The following is a 23,671-nucleotide window of genomic DNA, read 5'->3' as shown; positions in this document are numbered from 1 at the left end:
CTTTCATGGTCAATTGCCATGCCGGTCAAGCGGATTAGAGGTGGAAATTTGAAGAAGGCGCGCGGCAAAATGGCGTCCCGGAGGCAGGCGGCGAAGAAACCGGCAGGCCGGGGCAAAACCGCAAAATCCGCCCCGCCGAAGCCCGCGCGCAAGCCGCCGGCCGAGCCGCTGGCCAAGGCCAGACGGCAGGTCGCGGCCCTGAAGGCGGAACTCGCCGCTGCCGAGGCCCGGATCGACGAACTTCAGGCCTGGGCCGATACTGACTTCCTGCTGAACATCTACAACCGCCGCGGCTTTGAGCGTGAGCTTGACCGCTCGATCGCCTACATCCGGCGCTACAGGGCGAGCGGCGCGCTGATCGTGCTCGACGTCGACCGCCTCAAGCCGATCAACGACACCTTTGGTCACGCCGCCGGCGATATCGTGCTCAAGGGCGTGGTCGCAGTCCTGATGCGTCACGTGCGCTCGTCGGATGTGGTGGGCCGGCTCGGCGGCGACGAGTTCGGATTGCTGCTGTGGAATCTCACCGAGGCCGATGCGCTGGCGAAGGCCGCTGCTCTGGAGCAGGCCATCGATCAGCTCACATTCGTTTTCAAGGGCCGGCCTGTGGTCGCCGGCGCATCCGCGGGCATTGCGCTGATAGGTACCGCGGACAGCGCTGCAGATGTGATGGAGGCCGCGGACCGCGCGATGTATGCGCGAAAGGCATTGCGGCGCGGAGGCCGCGAGCAGGCCGCGCTCTGAAATCATGCCGCGGCGTCATGACGCGAAATCAGGCGATGATGTCAGGCGTGATCTGGTCTTCGATGAATGAAATCCGGTCGCGTAACTGAAGCTTGCGTTTTTTCAAACGCTGCAGTCTGAGCAGGTCCGGTGCGGGCGACTGATGCAGCGCCTCGATGGCGGCGTCCAGGTCGCGATGCTCCTGCTGCAACTGCGCCAGTTCGAGCGCGTATTCGTTGTTGTCCTGATCTACCATAACCGTCATTTGACTGAATTCGCCCAGACTTTCAGGTAAGTGTCTCAGAACGCTTCCGCATGACCCGTCATTGCAGAAAATCGTTACCAACTCTAGTGGCGTACCAGCGACGGTATCGTGGGGCGGGTTCCGTCACAATTCGTTTCCTCTGTGCACGAAAATTTTGAACGCTTGTTTTGACTCCGCTGTCGACAGACGCCCCCGGTCATGTAGACTTGGCCGTCCAGATCCGATCTGAGGTCCACTCACAAAGGAGACTTCTATGGCGATTCAGGCGCATCTCGTTGAACTGGAACGTAAACACGAAGTTCTGGAAAACGAATTGCACGATGCTCTCCAGCATCTTTCCACCGACGACCTCCAGATTATCGAACTCAAGCGCCGTAAGCTGGTGCTCAAGGACCAGATCGAGCGTATCAAGCTCGCAACGGTCCACTGACTTTTCCACACCCGAACCCCACTGCAATGCAACGCGATGCTCGTAACGGCAAAACTTGCCGTTGCGAGGTACGGCGGTGCATGTGGCTGAGAGGCTACACCGCTCCGGCGCGTTGAGCCACGTCGTCTGAAATGGCGAGGGATGAGGTCAGGCCGGGCGACTCGATCCCGAACAGGTTGACCAGCCCCGCAAGACCATGGTCCTGCGGGCCCTGGATCACGAAATCCTGCCGCGCCACGGCGGGCGGCACGATCTTGGGCCGGATCCCGGAATAGCTCGGGCTAAGCGCGCCATCGGGAAGCGTCGGCCAGTACCGGCGGATCGCCGGATAGAACCGCTCGGCCCGTGCCGGATCGACAGCGTAATCGAGCGTGTCGACCCATTCGACGTCGGGGCCGAATTTGGCCTGACCGCCGAGATCGATGGTGAGATGCACGCCGAGGCCGCCTGGCTCCGGCACCGGATAGATCAGGTGCGAGAACGGCGCGCGCGTGCTGCAACTGAAATAGTTGCCCTTGGCGTAATAGCTCACCGGAATGCGGTCGGCGGGCATGCCGTCGATGGCGCGGGCGATGGCAGGCGCATTGAGCCCGGCCGAGTTGATCAGGATGCGGCACGCAAGTGTCATCGGCGTATCGCCGCCGATCTCGACTTCAAAACCGTCAGCCACGGCTTTCGCGCGCTTGAACGGTGCGTGAAATGCGAGTGCGCCGCCGGCGTCCTCGATCTCGCCGCGCAGCGCCAGCATATAGGCATGGCTGTCGACGATGCCGGTGGATGGCGACAGCAACGCGCCGGTGCAATGCAGGGCGGGCTCCAGCGCGCGCGCCTCGGCAGCCGACAACACCCGCATATCGTCAACGCCGTTGGCCTCCGCATGCGACTTGATCGAGACCAGCTTCTCGTCCTCATTGGCCGCGGTCGCCACGATCAGCTTGCCGCAGCGCCGGTACGGTACGCCATGGGCATCGCAATAGGCATAGAGTGCCTGTTTGCCGGCAACGCACATCCGGGCCATCCGGCTGCCCGCCGGATAGTAAATCCCGGCGTGGATCACCTCGCTGTTGCGCGAGGATGTGCCGGTGCCGATGTCCCCGGCGGCCTCGACCACCACGACCTCAAGACCCGCGCGCGCCAGTTTGCGTGCAACGGCGAGCCCGACGACACCGGCGCCGACCACAACACACTCAATTCTGTCCATGGATGCTTCGCCTTGCCGGAACGATTCGTTTCTTGCTCATTCTATGTTCAGCGCGCCGCTTTGCGATGCTGTCCGCGTTAGGGCTTGGTTAAGCATAAGCGGCCAATTGCCCGCATTTAAGTCACAATGTGACGGACCGCGATTACGCGTTTACCCGATCCAAAGAGGTACAGCCAGACACTGCGGGATGAAGAATTCCGCGGAATGGTAATGACCGGCTGGCAGAAGCAAGCACGAGCGACCACAGCGAGCCCGGTGTGGGTCGCTGTATGTCTCTGCGCCGTTTTGGCGCCGGGCAGCGCCGCCGCGCAGATCGTCGCCAATCCCGATGGCTCGTTCTCTGCAACGGCTCTGGAAATCTCGAACACCGCGCTCGTCTGGCAGGTGGCAATGGGCGGCCTCGTGGTCGCCGCGTTTCTTGCCGCCATCATCCTCTGGGTTTCGAGCGCGCTGCGGCGCGCGCGTCACTCCAATATCAGGCGCGCGGCTTTCGTTTCCAGCGCGCTCAACAGCCTGACGACCGGCATCGTCATGGTCGATGCGCGCAAACGCATTGTCTTCTGCAACGACCGCTATCTGGAAATGTATGGGTTCTCCCGTTCGGACCTCGTGGCCGGAATGACCGGCCGCGATCTCACCGCGCTGCGTGCGACGCGAGGCATGCTGTGCGACGACATCGACGAGTACTATCGCAACGTCAAAAGCCCGGAGGGGCACGTCTGCGAGTTGCTGGACGGACGCTCGATCCTGGTCAAGCATCGCGAACTGTCGAACGGCGGAATTGTATCGACCCATGAGGATTGCACCGCGCGGCGCAAGATGTCCCGGCAGCTTGCGACCACCACGCACTTCCTTGAATCGGTCATCGACAACATTCCGGTCTGTGTCGCGGCGAAAAGCATCGAGGACGGCAGGTACATCCTCGCCAACCGCGCGTTCGAGCAATTCTCCGGACTGAGCCGCGATCAGATCATCGGCCAGACCGCGGAGAAGGTTTACGTGCCGGAAGCGGCGCAGATGGTCACGGAGGCGGACCGCGACGCGATCGCTTCTCCGACCGGGCAGACGCGCACCGAATTGTCCATCGAACACAATGGCGGCAGACGCCTGATCGCCTGCAACCGCATGATCGCGCGCGACGAGAAAGGCAAGCCGGAATTCCTGGTTTCCCTGTTCGAGGACGTGACCGATCGCCGGTCCCTGTCGCGGGAAGTCCAGAGCGCGAAGAAATTCCTGGAACAGGTGGTCGACAACATCCCGGTTTCGCTCGTCGTCAAGCGGCTCAGCGATGGCCAGTACGTGCTCGCCAACCGCGCCGCCGAAGCCATGCTGACTCGCCGGCGCGAGGATGTGATCGGCTCCACGCTCGAGGACATCTACAATCCGGCCGATGTGCAGTTTATTCTCAAGCGTGACGAGGATGCCGTCCGCAAGAAGGGCGTCGTCACCGAGGAACATCCGATCCAGACCGAAAACGGGCTGCGTCTGTTCCTGACCCGCCGCGTGACCGTTCTCGACGAGGCCGGTGAGCCGCAATATCTCATCAAGACCAACGAAGACATCACCGACCGGCGCGAGACCGAGTCGCGCATGGCCCACATGGCCTATCACGATGCGCTGACGGAATTGCCGAACCGCGCGGCTTTCCTGCAGGCCCTGGAGCAGATGATCGATGCTTGCGAGGACACCGACGAGGAATTCGCGGTGCTCTCGCTCGATCTCGACCGGCTGAAGGAAATCAACGATGTGTTCGGCCACGAGGTCGGCGACAAGTTGCTGATCGAATTCTCGCGGCGTCTTGAATCGGTCATTTCCGGCGGCGTCGTCGCGCGTCTCAGCGGCGACGAGTTTGGTCTCATCATCGACGGTCTTCAGCCCGATTCCGCCAAGGCGCTCGCCACACGCCTGATGCAGTCGATGCAGACCGAATTCATGTTCGATGGGCGCGCAGTCCGCATCGGTCTCACCATCGGAATCTCGGTGTATCCGCGCAATGGCCGCGACGCCGAAACATTGCTCACCAACGCCGACGCCGCCCTGTTCCGGGCCAAGACGAAGGCGCGCGGCTCGATCAACTTCTTCGATATGGAGCTCGACCAGCAGCTCCGCGACCGCCGCGCACTGCATCAGGATCTGTCGACTGCGATCAGGAACGGCGAACTGTCGCTGCACTATCAGCCGCAGGCCCGTGCGCGCCACAAGATGAAGTCCGATCACGTTCTCGGTTTCGAGGCGCTGGCGCGGTGGACCCATCCGGTGCGCGGTTTCGTTCCGCCCGGCGACTTCATTCCGCTGGCGGAAGAAAGCGGCCTGATCGTCGAGATGGGCGAGTGGATTCTGCGCGAAGCCTGCCGCGAGGCGGCGTCGTGGCCGAAGGATCTGCAAATTTCGGTCAATCTGTCGCCGGCGCAGTTCATGCACGGCGATCTCGTCGGGCTGGTCCATTCCATCCTGATCGAAACCGGTCTCGCGCCGGGCCGGCTTGAGCTCGAGATCACCGAGGGCGTGCTGATCGAGGATTTCGACCGCGGGCTCTCGTTGCTGCGGCGGCTGAAGGCGCTCGGCGTGCGGATCGCGATGGACGATTTCGGCAGTGGCTATTCCTCGCTGACCTATTTGCAGGCGTTCCCGTTCGACAAGATCAAGATCGACCGCGCCTTTGTCATGAATCTCGGACGCAATCCGCAATCGGCCGCCATCATCCGCGCGATGATCGGTCTTGGCCACGGGTTGAACATTTCCATTGTCGCCGAAGGCGTGGAAACCCAGGAACAGCTGTCCTTCCTCGCCGATGAGGCCTGCGATCAGGTGCAGGGCTATCTCCTTGGCAAGCCGGCGCCGATCGAGACCTATGCAGAGTGGATCGGCCGCACCAAGAGCGTTTCCAACGTCTCGAACCTCCCGCGCAGGGTAGGCTGACGAACATCCGTCACTAATCCTCGGGCTTGACTTGCGATGATCGCCATCGGAGATCATCGCGGCATGGCTGATGTCGACATTGCGATCATCGGGGGTGGCCTCAACGGCACGAGCGTCGCGCGCGATGCTGCCGGGCGCGGTCTGCGGGTGGCCTTGTTCGAGCAGACCGACCTCGGCAATGGCGCCGCGGCCGCCGCCCCTCATCTGATGCATGGCAATTTCATCGATCTTGAACGGGGGAATGCGCTGCGCGTGCGTGCGGCGCTGGCGGAGCGGGACATTGGGCTGCGCAACATGCCGCATCTGGTGCGGCCGGCCCGTTTCGTGCTTCCGGTTCATTCCGATGAACGGCCTCCGGCCATGCTGCGCGGCGGGCTGTTTGTTTATAGCCGCCTTGCCGCGAGGAGCCCTTTACCGCGGTCCGAAGTGCTAGACCTGACCATCCATGAGGCCGGTCATCCGCTCAACCGGTCGCTCGGGCTGGCGCTGGCCTATTCCGACTGCACCGTCGATGAATCGCGGCTTGTCGTTCTGAACGCCGTCGATGCGGCCGCGCGCGGCGCTGCGATCCGCACCGGCGCCCGCTGCGTGTGGGCCGAACGCTCAGAGGTCTGGCGGCTCGCGGTGGTCAACCGCGGCCAGCGCGAAACCGTCACAGCGCGGGCGCTGGTGAATGCGAGCGGGGCGTGGACGCGGCCGGTCGCCGAAACCGTCTTGCATTTGCCAGCCGTTCAAGCGAGCTTCGTGAAAGTCAGCCAGATCGTCGTGAGGCGGATGTTCGATGGCGACGATGTCTACGTGCTCCAGAACGACGACCGCCGCATGGTCCATGCCATTCCCTTTCACCGCGACTTCACGCTGATCGGCACGTCCGAGCGGAGCTTCACCGGCGATCCGGCGATGACCTCGGCCGGTGCGGACGACATCGCCTATCTGTGCGCGGCCGTGAGCCGCTATTTCCGTGTGCGGATCGAGGCGGCGGATGTCGTGCATGCGATGGCCGGCTGCAATGCCACAGGGCATCGCGACGGCATCGTGAAACTGGGCCGGAAATCCCGCAAAGCACCTCTGTTGACGATGATCGGCGGTGCAACGACAAGTGCACGGCGACGCGCGGAGATCGCGCTGGCGCGGCTTGCGTCGTTTCTCAAGATGCCGCCGTCCTGGACGGCAGACGAACCGTTGCCCGGCGGCGATTTCTCGTGGGACGCGTTCGGCGATCAGGTGGACAGTGCGCGCAGGCGCTGGCCATTTTTAAGCGAACATCATGCCCGGCGGCTGATCGCCTCATACGGCACGCTGACCGAGCGGATTCTGGGTGCGGCAAAAAGCATGGATGACCTCGGCCCGAGGTTCGGCGATGACCTCACCGCCGCGGAGGTCGAGTACTTGATGAAAGAAGAATTTGCCCGTTTCGCCGACGACATTCTCTGGCGGCGTTCCAAACTCGGCCTGACGATGCCGCGGCAGGATCGCGAGGCGCTCGAAACATTCATGGCGGCGGCATGACGGGGAGCGTTGCTAAAAACCCATTGCTCCAGATCGCGTCGGTGGTGAAGCGCTTCGGCGGCTTCACGGCGGTGAACGATCTGTCGCTCGCTATCGCCGCCGGAGAATTCTTCGCGCTGCTGGGGCCATCAGGCTGCGGCAAGACCACGCTGCTCCGCATGCTGGCGGGTTTCGAAGCGCCGGACGCGGGTGCGATCTATCTCGACGGCGCGGACATCGCGCATGTGCTGCCGCATGAGCGGCCCGTGAACATGATGTTCCAGAACTACGCGCTCTTTCCGCACCTGACCGTCGAAGGCAATATCGCGTTCGGTCTCAAACGCGCGGGACTGCCGAAAGACGAGATCGCCGCCCGCGTCGCCGAGATGGTGGCGCTGGTCCGGCTCGAGGGTCTTGAGAAGCGCCGCCCCGATCAACTGTCGGGCGGTCAGCGCCAGCGTGTGGCGCTGGCGCGGTCGCTGGCCCGCCGGCCGCAGGTGCTGCTGCTCGACGAGCCGCTGGCGGCGCTCGACAAGAAACTGCGCGAAAGCACGCAGGCCGAGCTGAAAGAGGTGCAGCGCCGTCTTGGGATGACTTTCATCATTGTCACTCATGATCAGGAAGAGGCGATGACGGTCGCCGACCGGATCGGTGTAATGGATAGAGGCAAGCTGGTGCAGGTCGCGCCGCCCCGCGAGTTGTACGAAGCACCGAATTCGCGATGGATCGCCGGTTTCGTCGGAGACATTAATCTGATCGAGGGGCAGGTGGCCGCGCGTCAGGCCGGGCACTTCACGATCGCGACGCAGAGTGCGGGTGCGATCGTCGCGTCGCATGCGCCGTTATCGGGAACGAGCAGCGTCTGCGTTGCGATCCGCCCGGAAAAAATCCGGATATCCAAGGAGGCGTCGGGCGAATCCGCCGTCAACACATTCAACGGCGAACTGACATCCACCGGCTTCCTCGGCGGTGTGTCGGTCTACACGGTCAAACTCGATGGCGGCGCGGTGCTGCGCGTGGCCGCGGCGAACGCGACGCGAGCGGCAGCGGACGGCTTTGTAACCGGACAGCGGGTGAGCGTTTCATTCGCGCCCGACGATGTCGTGGTGCTGGACCGATGAGCGGCCGGCGCATCTTCACCCGGCCGGCGCGGCTCGCAGCCATTGCGCCGTATCTCTGGATGGCGCTGTTCTTTCTGGTGCCGTTCGGCTTCGTGCTGAAGATCGCGCTGTCGCAGACCGCCATCGCGCAGCCGCCCTATGTCCCGGTGTTCGATCTGGCCGCAGGTTGGGACGCGTTAAAATCGGCAATGAGCGCGCTGTCGTTCGACAACTTCAAGCTGCTGGCGTCGGACGATCTCTATATCTTCTCTTATGTCCGCAGCCTCGTGGTCGCGATCACATCCACCGCGATTCTGCTGCTGATCGGCTATCCGGTGGCGTACGGCATGTCGCGGCTGCCGCAGCGCTGGCAGCCGATCGCAATGATGCTCGTGATCGTGCCGTTCTGGACCTCGTTCCTGATCCGCATCTATGCCTGGATCAACGTGCTCCAGCATGACGGCCTGCTCAACAAGGTGCTGCTCGCGCTCGGTATCATCGACAAGCCGCTGGTCTGGCTCTCGACCGATGCGGCGATGTATCTCGGCATCGTCTACTCATATTTTCCGTTCATGATCCTGCCGCTCTACGCAACGCTGTCGAAAATGGACGATGCACTGCTGGAGGCCGCCGCCGATCTCGGCGCCTCAAAGCTGAAGGCTTTCTGGCTGGTGACATTTCCGCTGTCGCTGCCGGGCATCGGCGCGGGCGTGCTGCTGTGTTTCATCCCTATCGTCGGCGAGTTCGTGATTCCCGATCTGCTGGCGGGCTCCGACCGCATGATGATCGGTCAGACGTTGTGGCTGGAGTTTTTCACCAACAAGGACTGGCCGGTGGCATCGGCGATCGCCGTGGTCTTGCTTGTCGTGTTGCTGGTGCCGCTGCTGGTCTACGAGAAGCTGCAACGCCGCCATCTGGAGCAGCGCTGATGGCGGCCCGGCAAACTCGTTTCTCGAACTTCAACCTCGCCTCGATCGCGCTGGGGCTGGCGTTCCTGTATCTGCCGATTGCGATCCTTGTGATCTATTCGTTCAATGCCTCGCGCCTTGTCACGGTGTGGGGCGGCTGGTCGCTGCGCTGGTACACTGAATTCTTCAATGATGAGGCGATGCTGTCTGCGGCCTGGATGAGCCTGCGCGTGGCGTTCTGCTCCGCCACTGCGGCAACGCTGCTCGGCACGCTGGCGGCGCTGGGGCTGGCGCGCGGCGAGCGGTTCAAGGGGCGCACGCTGTTCTCAGGCATGCTCTACGCGCCGTTGGTGATGCCCGAAGTCATCACCGGGCTGTCGCTGCTGCTGCTGTTCGTGGCGATCGATGCTGGGCGCGGATTCTGGACCGTCACCATTGCGCATACCACGCTGACCATGTGCTTCGTGGCGGTGGTGGTGCAGTCTCGGCTAAGCACGCTGGATCGCAGTCTCGAGGAAGCTGCGATGGACCTTGGCTGCTCGCCGGTGCAGGCCTTCATCGCGGTGACGCTGCCTCTGATGCTGCCGTCGATCGCGGCGGGCTGGATGCTGGCGTTCACGCTGTCGCTGGACGACCTGGTGATCGCCAGCTTCACCACCGGGCCGGGGTCGGCGACGCTGCCGATCCGGATCTATTCGGAAGTGCGGCTCGGCGTGAAGCCGGAGATCAACGCGATCTGCACGCTGATTGTCGCGGCAGTGGCGGTGGTGATCGTGGCGGCATCGCTGGCGTCGAAACTGTCGAACGAGCAGGGCAAGAGCGCCGCGCCGCTTTAGTCCTAAAGGCCCCCAAGCATCCCGGTGATTTTCCGGGCGTCCTCGTCGCTCAGCTTGGCGCCGAGATGTTTATGAAGCGCCGCACCGTAGACATTCCACATGGCGGCTCGTCGGGCGCGGCCCTGTTTGGTGATCACGACCCACTGGCCGCGGCCGTCCTTGTTGAAAGCCTCGCGGCTCACCAAACCGTCATTTTCCAGTCGGTCGATCAAGCGCGACAGATTGGGCTGCGGGAACAGCGTACGGCTGGCGAGTTCGAAGGGGCGGAGACGGCCGGCCTCGGCCCGGTCCAACTCCAGCAGCACGTCGTAAACGGTCAGCGGCGGCAGCCCGGCCTGCTTCAAATCCCGCTCGATTGCGTCGAAGACGCGCCGCTGGCTGCGCATCAGGGCGATCCAAGCCTGCTCGACCGCGGGCGAGACCGGTGGTTCCGGGATTTTCGGTGAACGTGACATAGATGCAATTACATCTATCTTGACGCCGGACGCAAGTCTCCCATATAGATGCATGTGCATACATCTAGATGGGCGATGACACGAATGTCTCGCCCGCTCGATGCGCATTTGAACGCGCGACATGAGTTTGCGCGGGCCATCGATCCAACCGGCATCGGGAGAGAGAAATGATCGACGTACTGTTTCTGCCGCTGGCGTTCTTCGCCGGCACCCTTCTCGCGGTTCAGGCCGGCGCCAATGCGCAACTCGCCAAAGCCACCGCATCGCCCTTCGCGGCAACGACATTGCAGCTTTCGGTGGGGACGCTGCTGCTGCTCGCGGTCGCCATCGCCACCGGCTCATTGGTGGCTTTGGAGAATCTGCCCCATGTGACCTGGTGGCATGTTCTCGGCGGGACCGCGTCTGCGTTCTATGTGGTCTCGACCATCTTGCTCTTTCCCCGGCTCGGCGCGGTCGTATCCGTCGGCTTGTTTATTGCCGGACAGATGATCGCGTCGCTAGCGCTCGATGCCTTCGGACTGCTGGGAGTCCCGGCGACAGGGCTGCGGCCGATGGCAGTCGCAGCGATCCTGCTGGTACTCGCAGGCGCCGGTCTTGTGGTCTTCGGTCAAAGGGATGCGACGAAATCCATGTCGGCATCCAGGTTTGGCTGGTTGCTTCTGGCCGTAGCAGCCGGTGCGGTTTTGCCGGTGCAGGGAGCGGTCAACGCACTGTTGCGCAGCGATCTCGGCGGCGCGGCTTTCCCGGTCGGTGTCATTTCGTTCCTCGTGGCGACGTTTGCGATGGCTGCCGTGCTTCTGGCGACACTGGTCTGGCCGCAAACGCCGCGCCCGCAACTTGGTGGGGTTTCAGCCATGCCATGGTGGGGTTGGCTCGGCGGCTTCGCCGGCGCGACATATGTAACGACCGTCTTTACGTCCATTCCGGTGATAGGCGCGGCGACGACAATTGGCTTGACCATCGCGGGTCAGCAACTGGCGTCAATTCTGGTCGATCGATACGGTTGGTTCAGGCTGCCGCAACGGCCTGTCTCTGCAATGCGACTCGCCGGTGTGGTGCTGATCCTTGCAGGCGCTGGCGCTCTGAAACTGGCGCTGGCTTAATCTGCCTTGTCGGATTTTGATTCCGAGGCGGCCGGTGGTGTGGGGTTCTCGGGCGTCTCGGTGGACGCTGCCGGAGCAGGTGCTTCCGCAGCAGGCGCGATCGGCGCAGGCAGAACCGGCGTCGGCAACACAACGGCGGGCGCGCTGGTTTGCGAAGGGGCTGCGGCCTGAGGCTGCGCCACAGCCTCGGCAGGGGCTTTCTTGCCGCCGGTGAAGCGATCGATCACAGACTTCACCGCGTCGCGCGTCTTGCGGTCTTTGAGTGAATCCAGCAGCGGCGCCGAGGCCGGCGAGCGGCGGATCAGCGAATCCGAATCCGGGAAAACCAGCGGATCGTCCCACGGGCCCTGCACCACGAACGGCAGTTGGAACGCCGGCGGCATATCGCTCGCGACCAAAAGGCTGGCGACGCCCTTCAGATCGTATTCACGCGACGGCACCGACGCCGTGCCGGTGAGCAGCACGCGGGTGGTCGGGCCTTCGATCCGCGCATCCTCGGCGGTGGCGACGCCGTCATTGAAGCGGATCGCGATATTCAGCGTCTCGAACGGCGTCGAGCCGCTGCGGAAATTGCCGGCGCCCGACAACGGGCGGCGCTCGAGACGCTTCAGCAATTGTTCGACATTGAGTCCGCTGATCGCGCCGTCATGCGCCGTCAGCGTCGCGGTGCCGTCGAGCGACTGCGCGAGCGCAAACGGGCTGGCGCCCTTGGCTTCCAGCGCGAAGTTGAGATTGCCGCGCCCCGTCAGCTTGTTGACGCCGAACAGTTCCTGAATGCAGCTTGCCAGATCGACATCTGTGAACTGGAACTGGGCTTTGACATCCGCATCGGGATCGGTCCGGGTGATGCCGAACGAGCCCTTGAGGATGCCGCCGTAGATCTGCGCTTCGCCGATGCTCAGCGCCAGAGTGCCGTTGCGCAGATTGGCGCCGAGCGCGGTGCGGCCGAGTTTGGAGGTGCCGATGGTGACCTTCGCGGCCGACAGGCGCATGTCGAGATCGGTGGCGGAGAGGCCGCGCAGATCGAACAGTTGCCGGTTCCAGTCGCGGGCGCCGCTGGCGAGCAGGCGGATGGTTTCGATGTAAGGCGAAAAGTCGAGCGCTTCGGCGGCGAGAGTCGCCTGCACGGTCTGGCGATCGTTGTTGCTGTAGGTGATGACGCCTTCGGCGGTGTTGCCGTCGAGTTCCAGATTGACGTTGGTCAGCGCTATGGATTCCCCCACCACATTGGTGCGGGCCTTGAGCGAAAAGCGTCCCAGTCCACCGGTGCCGGGAGGAGCCTGTCCCGCCCAGCGCACGGCGTTGCGCAGCGACGGGCTGTCGGCGCTCAGCGTACCTTCCATCAGCAGGCTGGTGCGGTTGGCGATGGCGCCGTCGAAAGCGAATTTGAGCGGCGCGCTTGCGACCCGGACCTTGATGCCGGAACGGTCACCGGAGAGCGCGGCGATGAAGTCGTTGATGCTGAGGCTGCCATCGACCAGTTCGCCCCGCCAGTTGAACTGGCCGGTGGCGGCGAAGGAGCGCGAGATCGACGGCCACGCCAGCGACAGGTCGATCCCGTTGACGGTCTCGGCGATGTCGCGTGCGTCGTTCTGATAGGCGAGGACGCCGTCCTTGATGAGGATTTCGGAGAACGACACCGGACTGTCGACGCCAGGCTTCACGGTGCGCGCCAGTGTTTCAATAATGCCGGCCCAGTTGCTGCGGCCATCGGCGGTGCGCTTCACGTTGATCCGCGGAGTCTGCAGCGTTACGTCGGCGATTTCATAGCGCCGCATCAGCAGTGGCAGCAGGCGCAGGTTGGCAGTCAGTTCATCGACGGTCAGCGGTTCATCGGCAATGCCGCTGCCGCGCGAACCCGCGCCCTTCAATCCAACCTGCCGCAGGGTGATGGAACTGCCGGGGAAAACCGAGACGCGGACGTCGCCGTTGACCATCAGGTCGAGACCGGTCGCCGCACGAATCTGTTTTTCGACCGAAAGCCGCACGGCGTTCTGGTCGATCATCCAGGAAATGGCGATCAGGCCGATCAGCGCGGCAGCGAGAAATGCCGCAACCGGCATCCCGAGGCGCTTTATCCCTTGGGCCATCGTCAATGAGTTCATCCGGTATGGTTGCGGTGTGCGGCATCGGCGGGCTTCCCTGCGCCGAGCCACTGCAACTTGATTGTTTTTCTTGACGCTTTCAAGGCCATCCCAAGCCCTGACCCCTGCAATCGCGCCCCAAAACCAAAGGTATTCGAAGGTGTTCGGACAAGGCAGCGCTCCGAGCGGGGCTGCCGAAAAGCGGGCAAAACGGGGCGCCGCGCCGCGATTGACGCGCCTCGAAGATTCCGCCTAATAGTCGGCTTGTCCGCCTATTTTCCTCCATCAGGTTGCACCCCCATGAACAAAGTTTACCCCGACGCGAAGTCCGCGCTCGATGGCGTTGTCAAAGACGGCATGATGGTCATGTCCGGCGGTTTCGGCCTCTGCGGTATCGCCGAGACGTTGTCCGACGCGTTGCGCGAAACCGGCGTCAAGAACCTGACGGTTGTCTCGAACAATGCCGGTGTCGATGGCATAGGCCTCAGCCGCCTGCTGGAAACCCGCCAGATCAAGAAGATGATCTCGTCCTATGTCGGCGAGAACAAGCTGTTCGCGCAGCAGTATCTCGCGGGCGAACTCGAACTCGAATTCAATCCGCAGGGCACGCTGGCGGAACGCATCCGCGCCGGCGGCGCGGGCATCCCGGGCTTCTACACCAAGACCGGCGTCGGCACGCTGATTGCCGAAGGCAAGGAAGTGAAGGAGTTCAACGGCGAGAAGTACATCCTTGAGACGGGCCTCGTTGCCGATCTCGCCATCGTGCACGCCTGGAAGGGCGACACCGCGGGCAACCTCGTGTACCGCAAGACCGCGCGCAACTTTAATCCGATGATGGCGACCGCCGCCAAGGTCACCATCGCGGAAGTCGAGCATCTGGTGCCTGCGGGCGAGATCGATCCCGATCACATCCACACGCCGGGCATCTTCGTTCAGCGCATCATCGCAGTCGATCCAGCGCTGAAGCGGATCGAGCAGCGCACCACGCGCAAGCGCGCATAACAGATTTCCTTAAGGAGAGCCCCATGGCCTGGACCCGCGAACAGATGGCAGCGCGCGCCGCGAAAGAACTGCGCGACGGCTATTACGTCAACCTCGGCATCGGCATTCCGACGCTGGTGTCCAACTACATTCCCGACGGCGTCGATGTGTCGCTGCAGAGCGAGAACGGCATGCTCGGCATGGGCCCGTTCCCGTATGAGGGCGAGGAAGATCCCGACCTCATCAACGCCGGCAAGCAGACCGTGACCGAACTGCCCGACACCAGCTACTTCTCAAGTGCGGATTCGTTCGCGATGGTGCGCGGCGGCCATATCGATCTGTCGATCCTGGGCGCGATGCAGGTGGCCGAGAACGGCGATCTCGCAAACTGGATGATCCCCGGCAAGATGGTGAAGGGCATGGGCGGCGCGATGGATCTCGTCGCCGGCGTCAAGCGCGTCGTCGTCGTGATGGAGCATTCCGCAAAGGATGGTCCGAAGCTGCTGCATCGCTGCAACCTGCCGCTCACCGGCGAGCGTGTCGTCGACATGGTCGTCACCGATCTCGCAGTGTTCACCATCGACAAGCACGGCAAGGACGGCATGGCGCTGATCGAGCTGGCCGACGGTGTCACGCTCGATGAGGTGAAGGCGAAGACCGAGGCGACCTTCCGCGTCGCGCTGAAGAACGCCTGAGCGCCTGAACCATCATGACGGCGCAGCGCGGCCTTATTGGCCGCGCGATCTGACGCTATCGCCGGCCAAGAAAGCCGGGACTTTGCGCCGACAGCAATTGCGAACGGATGTCGGTGTCGAGCGTCGCGGACGGCTGCACGAACCCGGCTGAAAGCGACAGACTGATATTCGAGGTCGGTTTGAACTCGACTCCGGCATTGATGCTGGTGGCAAGCGTGCTGCTCCGCTCGAAGCCCGGCGTGACGAGCGACGTAAATACGTCCGGCGTCGTTCGAAGCGAGCTGACGCCTCCGAAAAATGTGACCGGCGTGTCGCCGAGGCCCTTGAAGCTGTAGGCGTATTGCGCGCCCTCGGACGACAATCCGCTGCCGGCGGTAAATGCGCCCGCGCCGAAGCCGCCGGTGAATGAATTCACCGGCATGCTGTAGCTGCTGAAAGAAAAGCCCTTGCGGAAGCCGTCCTCATCCGGCGCGCTTCCCCAATATTGCGTCGTGGTGTCGCCGCCCAATCCGAAAGGTCCACCCGGAATCCAGTAGCGGATTGGCGCCACCTGGGCCTGAGCGGCAGACGCCGCCAGACAAAGCACAGCGGCGAGGGCTGCGACCCGATATTTCAGAGCATCCATCATCGCGCACACTATACCGCTGCGGCGGGCCCAAGCACAGCCGGTTCAGTACAAATTATGCCGGGCCCAACGGTATGTCCGAAAACCGCGTTATCTATAAACGCGGCACCGGCGAGAGCGCGGCAACAATGAGTGCGAGTTGTCCTGCGAACAGGTGTTGATCCTTTGACGCTCAAACCGGGCGGAAGGAATGGTTCCGAAGACTATCCGCTTTCCGGAACTGGCGCAGTCCATATCGAACCCCTTGCATTTTGCCCCGAACGTGGTCGGTATCGGAGCGAACGAGGACAACCAGATGCGCGGCAGTATTGAAGACAAGGCCTTCCTGATCCTGATCGTCGTGGTGTCGCTGGCCTTCGGCTGGATACTCACCTCGTTCTACGGGGCGATTCTCTGGGGTGTGGTGATCGCCATCATGTTCGCGCCGCTATACCGGCGGTTGCTGCTGCGGATTCCGCAACGGCCCACCTTGGCCGCGGTGGTGATGATCGTGCTGGTCGTCATGATCGTCATCCTGCCGCTGATCATGATCGCCGCGTCGCTGACGCAGCAGGCCACGGTCGTGTTCGGAAAGGTGCAGTCCGGCGAACTCAACTTCGTCAGGTTGTTTCAGCAGATCCTCGATGCCCTGCCGCAATGGGTGACCATCGTGCTCGATCGCTTCGGCATCGCCAGCCTTGGCGGGATGCAGGAGAAAATCTCCGCGGGACTCATCAAGGGCAGCCAGCAGATCGCTTCCCAGGCACTGAACATCGGCCAGAGCACACTCGAATTCGTCGTCAATGTCGCCATCATGCTTTATCTGCTGTTCTTTCTGTTCCGTGACGGCAATGCGCTGTCGCGGCGCATCAAGGACGCCATTCCGTTGCGTGTCGAGCTGCGCGATGCGCTGCTGGAAAAATTCACCGTCGTCATCCGCGCCACCGTGAAAGGCAGTCTTCTGGTTGCCATGGCGCAGGGTGCGCTCGGCGGACTTATCTTCTGGGTGCTTGGCATTCATGCAGCGTTGCTGTGGGCGGTGCTGATGGCATTCCTGTCGCTGCTGCCGGCCGTCGGCGCGGGACTGGTCTGGATGCCGGTCGCGCTTTATCTTCTAGCCACCGGATCGTTTCTTCATGGTGTGATCCTGATCGCCTACGGCTTTCTGGTCATCGGCCTCGTCGACAATCTGCTGCGCCCGATACTGGTGGGCAAGGACACCAAGCTGCCGGACTATGTGGTGCTGATCTCGACATTGGGCGGCATCGAAGCCTTCGGGCTCAACGGCTTTGTCATCGGCCCGGTCATCGCGGCCATGTTCATCGCGGTGTGGGATATCTTTTCGATATCGCGGAAGAATCAGGCCGGGCCTGTTTCAGCCAATATTTAGGCTGGTCCCTGCGGAATATCCGAGAACCGCGTCAGCCACGCCACCGGGCCGATGCTCGCCGCCACGATCAGAAGCGCGGCGAGGGCGCCGTCCTCGAAACTGCCGCGGCTGGCATACTGATAGATCGAGGTCGCCAGCGTCTCGACATTGAGGGGACGCAGCAACAGTGTCGCCGGCAATTCCTTCAGGCAATCGACGAACACCACGATCGCGGCACCGAGTAGCGCGGGTCGCAGCAGCGGCAGGTGAATCCGCCGCATGGCGGTGATCTGCCCGGCCCCTGCGCTGCGCGCGCTGTCGTCATAGTCGAACGGGATGCGCTCGAAGCCGGCGCGCAGAAATCCGGTCGGCACTGCGAGAAAGCGGATCACATAGGCCGTGACCACGGCCGCGCCCGAGCCCATCAGCACCAGGCCGGGCAGCGATAGCCCGAGCCACGCGGCAAACGTGTTGAGCGCGTTGTCGATCGTCAGCACCGGCGAGAGCAGGCCGAGCGCCAGCACCAGTCCCGGCAATGCGTACCCGGTCTGCGCGATGTTGGCCGAGAACGCGCGCCATGAACCGGGACGCCAGCGCGTGGCGAGGATTGTCGCCAGCCCGAGACCCAGCGCAACGAGGGTGGCGAGCGCCGCGAAACTTATCGAACTGAATGCGTCGCGCCAGATCGCGGTATCCATCGTCACCGAGGACCGGTGGATGCTCTGGTACAGCAGAAACAGCAGCGGCACGACGAAGCCGAGCAACGCCGGCAGGGCGCATGCGGCGAAAGCAAGCCAGCCCCTGATCCCGGTGAAGGGCGTGCGCGGCGTCAGCCGCGGGCTCTCGGACGAAAATTCCGTGATGGCGTTGCGGCGGCCATAGCGCTCCAGCGCGATCAGTCCGCCGACGATCACCAGCACCAGGCATGACAGTTGCGCTGCGCCCGCAAGGCTGCCGCGATTGAGCCATGTGGTGAAGATCGAGACGGTGAGTGTCCGCACCCCGAGGTATTCGCTGGCGCCGATGTCGTTTAGCGTTTCCAGCGCGACGAGAGCGAGGCCGACCGCCAGCGCCGGACGGCCCATCGGCAGCGAGATGCGGCGAAACACATCCCAGCGTCCGGCGCCGAGCGTGCGTGCGGCTTCGGCAAATTCCGCGCTCTGCAACTGGAAGGTCGCGCGCGCGGAGAGATAGACATACGGGTAGAGCACAATGCCGATGATGAGAATTGCGCCTGGCAGCGAACGAAGGCCGGGCAGCAGCGTGAGCGCATCGCGCGGCGGAAGCCACAGTGTCAGCGTGCGATGGACGAGGCCGAGTGGCTCAAACAGATCGACATAGACGTAAGCTGCGATGTAGGTCGGGATTGCCAGCGGCAGCGGCAGCAGCCAAAGCAACAATCCGCGCCCGGGAAAATCATGCGACGACACCAGCCATGCGGTGCCGGCTCCCGTGAGCAGCGCGACCGCTCCGACGCCGACCAGCAGCGCCGCTGTGTCGCGCAGCGCCAGCGGCAGCACGTAGTCGATCAGATGCGACCAGAGACCGGGGGTGGGTTGCGCCGCGATCACGATGATCGCGAGCACCGGCAACACGACAAGCGCGGCGGTTAAGACCGCCAGCGCCGAGACGGCGGGCTCCGCGATGCGCGCGCTTGTCACGTTGAGAACGACAGGTGCGGCTTAGGCCTCAATTGTCGAAACCGACCTTGTCGGCCAACGTCGAGGCGGCCTTGCGGCTGGCGGCGATCTTCGAGATCGGCAGCGCGTCGGGATTCAACTTGCCGTAACCGGCAATGGTCGGGTTGACGGCGACCCCGGCGCGGACCGGATACTCATAGTTGGCGTCGGCATAGAGATGCTGCGCGTGTTCGCCGGCCAGCCATTCGATCAGTTTGACGGCGTTGGCGCGGTTCGGCGCGTGCTTCGCCAGCAGCACGCCGGAGAGATTCACATGGGTGCCGCCGCCGGCGAAGGTCGGCAGGATCACCTTGGTCGCTTCCGCCCATGGCTTCTTGTCCGGATCGTTGTTCATCATCAGCGCCCAGTAATAGGTGTTGCCGATGCCGATGTCGCACTTGCCAGCCGCGACATCGCGCGCGGTTTCGCGGTCGCCGCCGGAGGGCTTCTGCGCGAGGTTGGCCTTCACGCCCCGCAACCACTCTTCGGCTTTGGCTTCGCCGTGGTGGGCGACATAGGCCGCGAACAGCGCGTTGTTGTAGATGTGCTGGCCGGAGCGGATGCAGATCTTGCCCTTCCACTTCGGGTCGGCGAGTTCTTCGTAGGTGATGGCATCTTGCTTGACGCGGTCCTTCGAGGCGTAGATCACGCGCGCGCGCATCGAGATGCCGGCCCAGTGACCGTCGGGATCGCGGTATTGCGCCGGCACGATCCTGTCGAGCGCCTCGGACTTGATCGGCTGCGTTACACCGGCCTCGACGGCTTCCGCCATGCGGCCGACGTCCACCGTCAGCAGGACGTCGGCGGGGCTGTTGGCGCCTTCCGCCTTCATTCGCTGCTCAAGACCGGAGGATGCCGAAACGACATTGACCTTGATGCCGGTATCTTTGGTGAACGCGTCGAACAGCGGCTGCACCAGCTTGGTCTCGCGATAGGTGTAGACGTTCACCTCGCCGGATTGGGCGAATGCGGCCGCATTCAGGGTCATCGCGGAAGCGACGACGGTTGCGGCGGCGAGAATACGAGATCGTGACATGATGCGGCTCCGGCAGCTTTGATGAGCATCGCGGCGCTGAGCGTTGCAGCGCGCGGTGCCGGTTCTGTAGCGCAGAGGGCGTGCACATTCACGCGACGCGATGTCGCGAGATCGCTGATTTAGAGAGATTCCAGAGTGGCGATCAGGCGATCGCGCTGGCGTGCGAGAACACGACCTCGATCAGCGTGCCCGAATGCGGCGCGGTCTTGATGTGGAATTGTGCGCGGTTGGCTTCGACCAGCGCCTTGGTCAGCGACAGGTTCACCACGGAGCCGTCGGCGGTTTGATCGGACGCGCCCGTTGTGCGGAACGGCGCCATGGCGGCGGCGATCTCGTTGTCGTTGAGGCCAGGGCCGGTGTCGCGGACGCGCAGCACGATATCGCCGAAGTCGGTGGTTGCGGTCGATACAATGACCTGTCCGCCGGCATTGGCCAGATGGATTGAGTTGCCGATCAGGTTCAGCGCGATCTGGCGCAGCGCGCGGGCGTCGGCCTTTACGGTCGGCAGCGCGTGGGCGAGCGATGTGCGGATGATGATGCGTTCGCGATTGGCCTGCGGCTGCATCACCGCGACGCATTGCTCGACCATGCTGTTGAGGTCCTGGCTCGCGAACGACAGTTCCATCCTGCCGGTTTCGATACGCGACAGATCGAGCAGATCGTCGATGATCGCCATCACGCGCTGCCCGGAGGCGCGGATGTCCTTCATGTATTCGACATAGCGTTCGTTGCCGAGCGGGCCGAAGCGCTCGTCGATCATCACGTCGGCGAAGCCGATGATGGCGTTCAGCGGCATACGGACCTCATGGCTGATCCGTGCGAGGATGTCCGCTCGCGCGTTCACAGCGCGCTCGACCTGCCGCTTCGCCTGAGTCAGTTCGCCTTCGCTTTTCCTGGTTTGCGACTGGCTGTTGAAGATCGCGAAAAAGCGCGCGCCGTCCGGCCGTGTCCGGCCCATCGTCACCGACAGCGGGATCGCGCTGCCGTCGCGCGCACGTCCCAGCATGTCGCGGCCGTGGCGAAGCAGACCCGTCACGGCAGCGGCCCTGACCTCGTTCGCGTAATCCTGCACCGCGCGCTGGCTGTCGGCCGCGAACAGATCGGTGAGATGGAGCGTCGCCATCTCGTTGTCGTCGCGGCCGAACAGAATCTCGGCGCTGCGATTGCAGGAGAGGACGCGGCCCTGGCCGTCGAAAACAATGACGCCCTCGGCGGTGTTATCGAGAATGGTGCCGAGTTCTTCCGCCTGCGTGGTGTCGTCGCTGGCGACGGCGACCGGCGCGACCGTCAAGACGGGTGCAGGTTCGATCCGGGGCTCGGTGCGCGGGCCTGAGAACACCAGCGCATGCGCCGGCTCGTTGTCCCATGTGATGGCGAACAGCCGCGCGTCGGCAGGCTCGCCCCTGTCGGGGCCGCTCTTGCTGGTGGCCGCGATGACGACCGGCGTGCCGGTCTCGGACGTGCTGCTGGCGGATCCCGCACCGGCTTCGACAATCAGCGCATCGAGGCCGCCGGCTTCGCTCAGCGCATGAAGGTCGTCATATCCGGTGGAGGCGAGAAACGCCTTGTTGGCGTAGATCAGCCGGTCGAGCCGGTAGACCAGCACGCCGACCGGCAGGCGATCGAGCAACTGCGAATCCTGCGCGGCATTGGCACGCGGCAGCACCGGCCCGGGCTGGAGGAAGGCAGGGGGATGTTCAAGCGCAGGCGGTTCGGACACCGGCTCGTGCTGCGGCGTATCGTCAGCGGCGAACAGTTCGGCCACCGAGGCGTCGGTCAGCGTTTCGTTCTCTGCTCCATTCTCGAGGCGCGCGGACAACCGCCGCGCCAGTTCGTCGAAGGCGTTGCTCTCGACCGCCGTCAGCGCCGGCGATTTCGGCTCGGCGACTGGAAATGGCACGACGTTTTGCGGAGTGTCCACCACAGGCTTCTGCTCGGTTCTCGGGAAACTGTCCCTCGGGAAGTTATCTTGCACGCTGTCAGCGGCATGCACCACCGTCTCTGACGGAGTTGATGGCGGCTCGTTCACAACGTCCTCGGCGACCGGCTCCGGTCTCGTGACCTCACGCGGCGGCGGTTCGCTCGGCTGCGCCGCTGCGGGCGGCTTAGACGAATACAGAATATCATCACGGCGCTGCACGGCCAGCCGTGCCATGCCTTCAACGTCGCGGCAGATGCCGAAGCCGCGATACCCCAGGAAAGTCCCGGCGCGGTCATAGATCGGGAATCCCGACAGTTCCACCGGCAGCCGCGCGCCTGCGCCATCGGCGGGCCAGTTCACGACAATGCCGCTCCAGGTGTCGCGGTTTGCGACCGCAGCCCCGACATGGCCTTCGGGATCGAGGCCGAGCGCATCGGCGATCTCGCCCCAGGGCCGGCCGAACGCGGCGGCGGTGCGCGCGCCGATCAGGCGGGTGAACTCATCGAAGCCGAGCGAGAAGCGGCTGTCTTCATCCATGTGCCACATGAAGCGCAGCGGATGCCGCCGCGGCGTCAATGGGCGGTCCATCTCAAGCAGCGTTGCGGACCCATCGCCGGCGCCGAGCGGAGAAGCCGTTTTATAGCGTTCGTCGTCGATATAGATCCGGGTGACGTTTTCTGCGGGCGCGTCATGATGTGCAGGTTCATCGCGCGGCGCGTCGGCGTGCGCGGCAGGCGCGGGTTCTTCACTTGCGATGTGTTGAGGCGGAGTTTCAGTGTTCGCAACGGTCTGGACCGGTGTCGCCGGTTCAGACGATTCATCGAACACCGATTCGAAAAGATCGACCGGTGTCACTTCGGCCAGCGCGGCGGCTTGACCGGGCGTCTCTGCGACGGTTTCCGCCGCCGCTTCAGCCGGAGCGGAAGCGACCGACGCGGCAGGCGCAGGCCGTTCGACACCACTCTCGCGCTCTGGCTCTTCGGGAGCGAGCACCACAGGCGTCGGCTTAGGCATTGGCTTCGGCACGATCACAGCTTCGATCAATGCGACCAGCGCGGTGCCGTCTCCGCTGCCGACGCGATGCACCGTCACGCGGCTGGAGTCCATTTGCAGGACCGATTGTCCGTTACGCAGCGCGCCGTTGCGTGCGTCATCGAAACCGGGCCCGGTCAGATCGTTGAACAACCCCGGAAAGTTTTTGGCGGCTTCATTTGCGCCGGCGAGTGCGCCGTTCGGCGTGAAGGTCATCGCCGGCATGGTGATGCTGTCGACCAGATGCGCGAGCCGCTCGGTGAGCGGCATCGGACGGCCGACAGGATCGGCGGCGGCAATGAGAATCCCAACGGTGCCGTCCGCGAAGGTGAGCCGCGCGCAGGAGCATGTCAGCAGGCGGCCGAGCGGCGCGCCGAATCCGCGCAGCCGTTCAAGCCGTGGTGCGCCTGACGGTGACAACCGCGCTGCAAGCTGTGCGGCCTGGCGGCGCCGCGGATCGGCGGGGCCGATGGTTTTCTCGGCAAGGGCGGCGGCACTGCGTTCGCCGAACAGCCGCGCTCCGATGGTGTTGGTCCAGAGAATGCGAGCGCCGTTGAGCGACCAGACCCACGCAGGCAAGCTGCTTGTCGCGTGAACCGCAAGGCGCGGATCGCGGATGCCATGGAGCTGGAAGTCGGCTTCGCTCGTCTTGGACAACGGGTCTGTGTCTCGCTTTCGTAGCGCCGATCGTGGCGCGGGAGGTGGATCGGACAGCCTTAACAAATGATTAGTATGGCGCGGCTGCCACAAGGTCCACCGGTGGGTGTGACACTACCCATCCAAACCGGCGATAACGTTAACTCGCCGGCGCACTGAACCCCAGCGCCGCTCGGACGTTGGGT

Annotated in this window: 19 protein-coding genes; 11 read left to right on the top strand and 8 right to left on the bottom strand. The window is 63.7% G+C overall.

Annotation, left to right across the window (positions count from 1 at the left end; translation table 11 throughout):
• Nucleotides 1–69: 69 nt before the first annotated feature.
• Nucleotides 70–744 (top strand): GGDEF domain-containing protein, encoded by a 675-nt coding sequence (locus tag ACP7AL_RS01505; protein ID WP_425988090.1) that lies wholly within the window; start codon nt 70–72, stop codon nt 742–744.
• A 28-nt stretch (nt 745–772) separates the two neighbouring features.
• Here ACP7AL_RS01505 and ACP7AL_RS01500 read toward each other — a convergent pair whose 3' ends face one another.
• Nucleotides 773–979 carry a YdcH family protein gene (locus ACP7AL_RS01500; protein ID WP_024574308.1) on the bottom strand — a complete coding sequence of 69 codons (207 nt, stop codon included), beginning with the start codon at nt 977–979 and terminating at the stop codon, nt 773–775.
• Between the two features lie 262 nt (nt 980–1,241).
• Between ACP7AL_RS01500 and ACP7AL_RS01495 the strand changes: the two genes are divergently transcribed.
• Entirely contained in the window at nt 1,242–1,418 is a 177-nt protein-coding gene (locus ACP7AL_RS01495; protein WP_006022144.1) for a YdcH family protein, read from the top strand.
• A 94-nt stretch (nt 1,419–1,512) separates the two neighbouring features.
• Here ACP7AL_RS01495 and ACP7AL_RS01490 read toward each other — a convergent pair whose 3' ends face one another.
• Nucleotides 1,513–2,619: an NAD(P)/FAD-dependent oxidoreductase gene (locus tag ACP7AL_RS01490; protein ID WP_425988087.1), complete on the bottom strand. Its 1,107-nt coding sequence runs from the start codon at nt 2,617–2,619 to the stop codon at nt 1,513–1,515.
• A 210-nt stretch (nt 2,620–2,829) separates the two neighbouring features.
• On the opposite strand from ACP7AL_RS01490, the gene ACP7AL_RS01485 reads away from it, so the two are divergent.
• The 5 genes from ACP7AL_RS01485 to ACP7AL_RS01465 all read left to right on the top strand — a co-directional run bounded on the left by ACP7AL_RS01485 (nt 2,830) and on the right by ACP7AL_RS01465 (nt 9,870).
• Nucleotides 2,830–5,538 carry an EAL domain-containing protein gene (locus tag ACP7AL_RS01485; RefSeq protein WP_425988086.1) on the top strand — a complete coding sequence of 903 codons (2,709 nt, stop codon included), beginning with the start codon at nt 2,830–2,832 and terminating at the stop codon, nt 5,536–5,538.
• Nucleotides 5,539–5,601: 63 nt separating this feature from the next.
• Entirely contained in the window at nt 5,602–7,047 is a 1,446-nt protein-coding gene (locus ACP7AL_RS01480) for a glycerol-3-phosphate dehydrogenase (RefSeq protein ID WP_425988084.1), read from the top strand.
• Nucleotides 7,044–8,147 (top strand): ABC transporter ATP-binding protein, encoded by a 1,104-nt coding sequence (locus tag ACP7AL_RS01475; RefSeq protein WP_425988082.1) that lies wholly within the window; start codon nt 7,044–7,046, stop codon nt 8,145–8,147. Before ACP7AL_RS01480 ends, ACP7AL_RS01475 begins: the two co-directional genes overlap by 4 nt.
• On the top strand, nt 8,144–9,055 hold the full coding sequence (locus ACP7AL_RS01470; RefSeq protein WP_425988080.1) for an ABC transporter permease: 912 nt from the start codon (nt 8,144–8,146) through the stop codon (nt 9,053–9,055). The genes ACP7AL_RS01475 and ACP7AL_RS01470 overlap by 4 nt, the downstream gene beginning before the upstream one ends.
• On the top strand, nt 9,055–9,870 hold the full coding sequence (locus ACP7AL_RS01465) for an ABC transporter permease (protein WP_425988077.1): 816 nt from the start codon (nt 9,055–9,057) through the stop codon (nt 9,868–9,870). Before ACP7AL_RS01470 ends, ACP7AL_RS01465 begins: the two co-directional genes overlap by 1 nt.
• A gap of 2 nt (nt 9,871–9,872) precedes the next feature.
• Here ACP7AL_RS01465 and ACP7AL_RS01460 read toward each other — a convergent pair whose 3' ends face one another.
• The gene (locus tag ACP7AL_RS01460) at nt 9,873–10,325 is read right to left on the bottom strand and encodes a MarR family winged helix-turn-helix transcriptional regulator (protein WP_425988075.1); all 453 of its coding nucleotides are present in this window, start codon (nt 10,323–10,325) and stop codon (nt 9,873–9,875) included.
• A gap of 167 nt (nt 10,326–10,492) precedes the next feature.
• Between ACP7AL_RS01460 and ACP7AL_RS01455 the strand changes: the two genes are divergently transcribed.
• Nucleotides 10,493–11,428: a DMT family transporter gene (locus ACP7AL_RS01455; RefSeq protein ID WP_425988073.1), complete on the top strand. Its 936-nt coding sequence runs from the start codon at nt 10,493–10,495 to the stop codon at nt 11,426–11,428.
• Here the strand turns inward: ACP7AL_RS01455 and ACP7AL_RS01450 are convergent.
• Nucleotides 11,425–13,518, bottom strand: a complete 2,094-nt coding sequence (locus ACP7AL_RS01450; RefSeq protein ID WP_425988072.1) for an AsmA family protein — start codon at nt 13,516–13,518, stop codon at nt 11,425–11,427. The two genes, ACP7AL_RS01455 and ACP7AL_RS01450, sit on opposite strands and share 4 nt — an antisense overlap.
• A 294-nt stretch (nt 13,519–13,812) precedes the next feature.
• Here ACP7AL_RS01450 and ACP7AL_RS01445 point away from each other — a divergent pair, with 294 nt between their 5' ends.
• Nucleotides 13,813–14,514, top strand: a complete 702-nt coding sequence (locus tag ACP7AL_RS01445) for a CoA transferase subunit A (RefSeq protein WP_006022134.1) — start codon at nt 13,813–13,815, stop codon at nt 14,512–14,514.
• Between the two features lie 23 nt (nt 14,515–14,537).
• Complete coding sequence (locus tag ACP7AL_RS01440) at nt 14,538–15,188, top strand: 3-oxoacid CoA-transferase subunit B (protein WP_006022133.1); 651 nt, start codon at nt 14,538–14,540, stop codon at nt 15,186–15,188.
• A 55-nt stretch (nt 15,189–15,243) separates the two neighbouring features.
• Here the strand turns inward: ACP7AL_RS01440 and ACP7AL_RS01435 are convergent, their stop codons facing one another.
• Entirely contained in the window at nt 15,244–15,816 is a 573-nt protein-coding gene (locus ACP7AL_RS01435) for a hypothetical protein (protein WP_425988069.1), read from the bottom strand.
• A gap of 292 nt (nt 15,817–16,108) precedes the next feature.
• On the opposite strand from ACP7AL_RS01435, the gene ACP7AL_RS01430 reads away from it, so the two are divergent.
• Nucleotides 16,109–17,182, top strand: coding sequence for an AI-2E family transporter (locus ACP7AL_RS01430; protein ID WP_425989987.1), 1,074 nt, complete (start codon nt 16,109–16,111; stop codon nt 17,180–17,182).
• Here the strand turns inward: ACP7AL_RS01430 and ACP7AL_RS01425 are convergent.
• From ACP7AL_RS01425 to ACP7AL_RS01415, 3 genes are all read right to left on the bottom strand, one after another.
• A complete protein-coding gene (locus ACP7AL_RS01425; protein ID WP_425988067.1) occupies nt 17,179–18,822 on the bottom strand; it encodes an ABC transporter permease in 1,644 nt (547 codons plus the stop codon). The genes ACP7AL_RS01430 and ACP7AL_RS01425 overlap by 4 nt on opposite strands.
• A gap of 28 nt (nt 18,823–18,850) precedes the next feature.
• Complete coding sequence (locus ACP7AL_RS01420; protein ID WP_425988065.1) at nt 18,851–19,876, bottom strand: Fe(3+) ABC transporter substrate-binding protein; 1,026 nt, start codon at nt 19,874–19,876, stop codon at nt 18,851–18,853.
• 142 nt (nt 19,877–20,018) lie between these two features.
• Nucleotides 20,019–23,486: a histidine kinase dimerization/phospho-acceptor domain-containing protein gene (locus ACP7AL_RS01415; protein WP_425988062.1), complete on the bottom strand. Its 3,468-nt coding sequence runs from the start codon at nt 23,484–23,486 to the stop codon at nt 20,019–20,021.
• Between the last annotated feature and the right edge of the window lie 185 nt (nt 23,487–23,671).

This window comes from Afipia sp. DC4300-2b1 (assembly GCF_049895725.1).
Taxonomy (GTDB): domain Bacteria; phylum Pseudomonadota; class Alphaproteobacteria; order Rhizobiales; family Xanthobacteraceae; genus Afipia; species Afipia broomeae.
The sequence above is the reverse complement of the archived record's forward strand: the minus strand, read 5'-3'. Positions and strand labels throughout refer to the sequence as shown.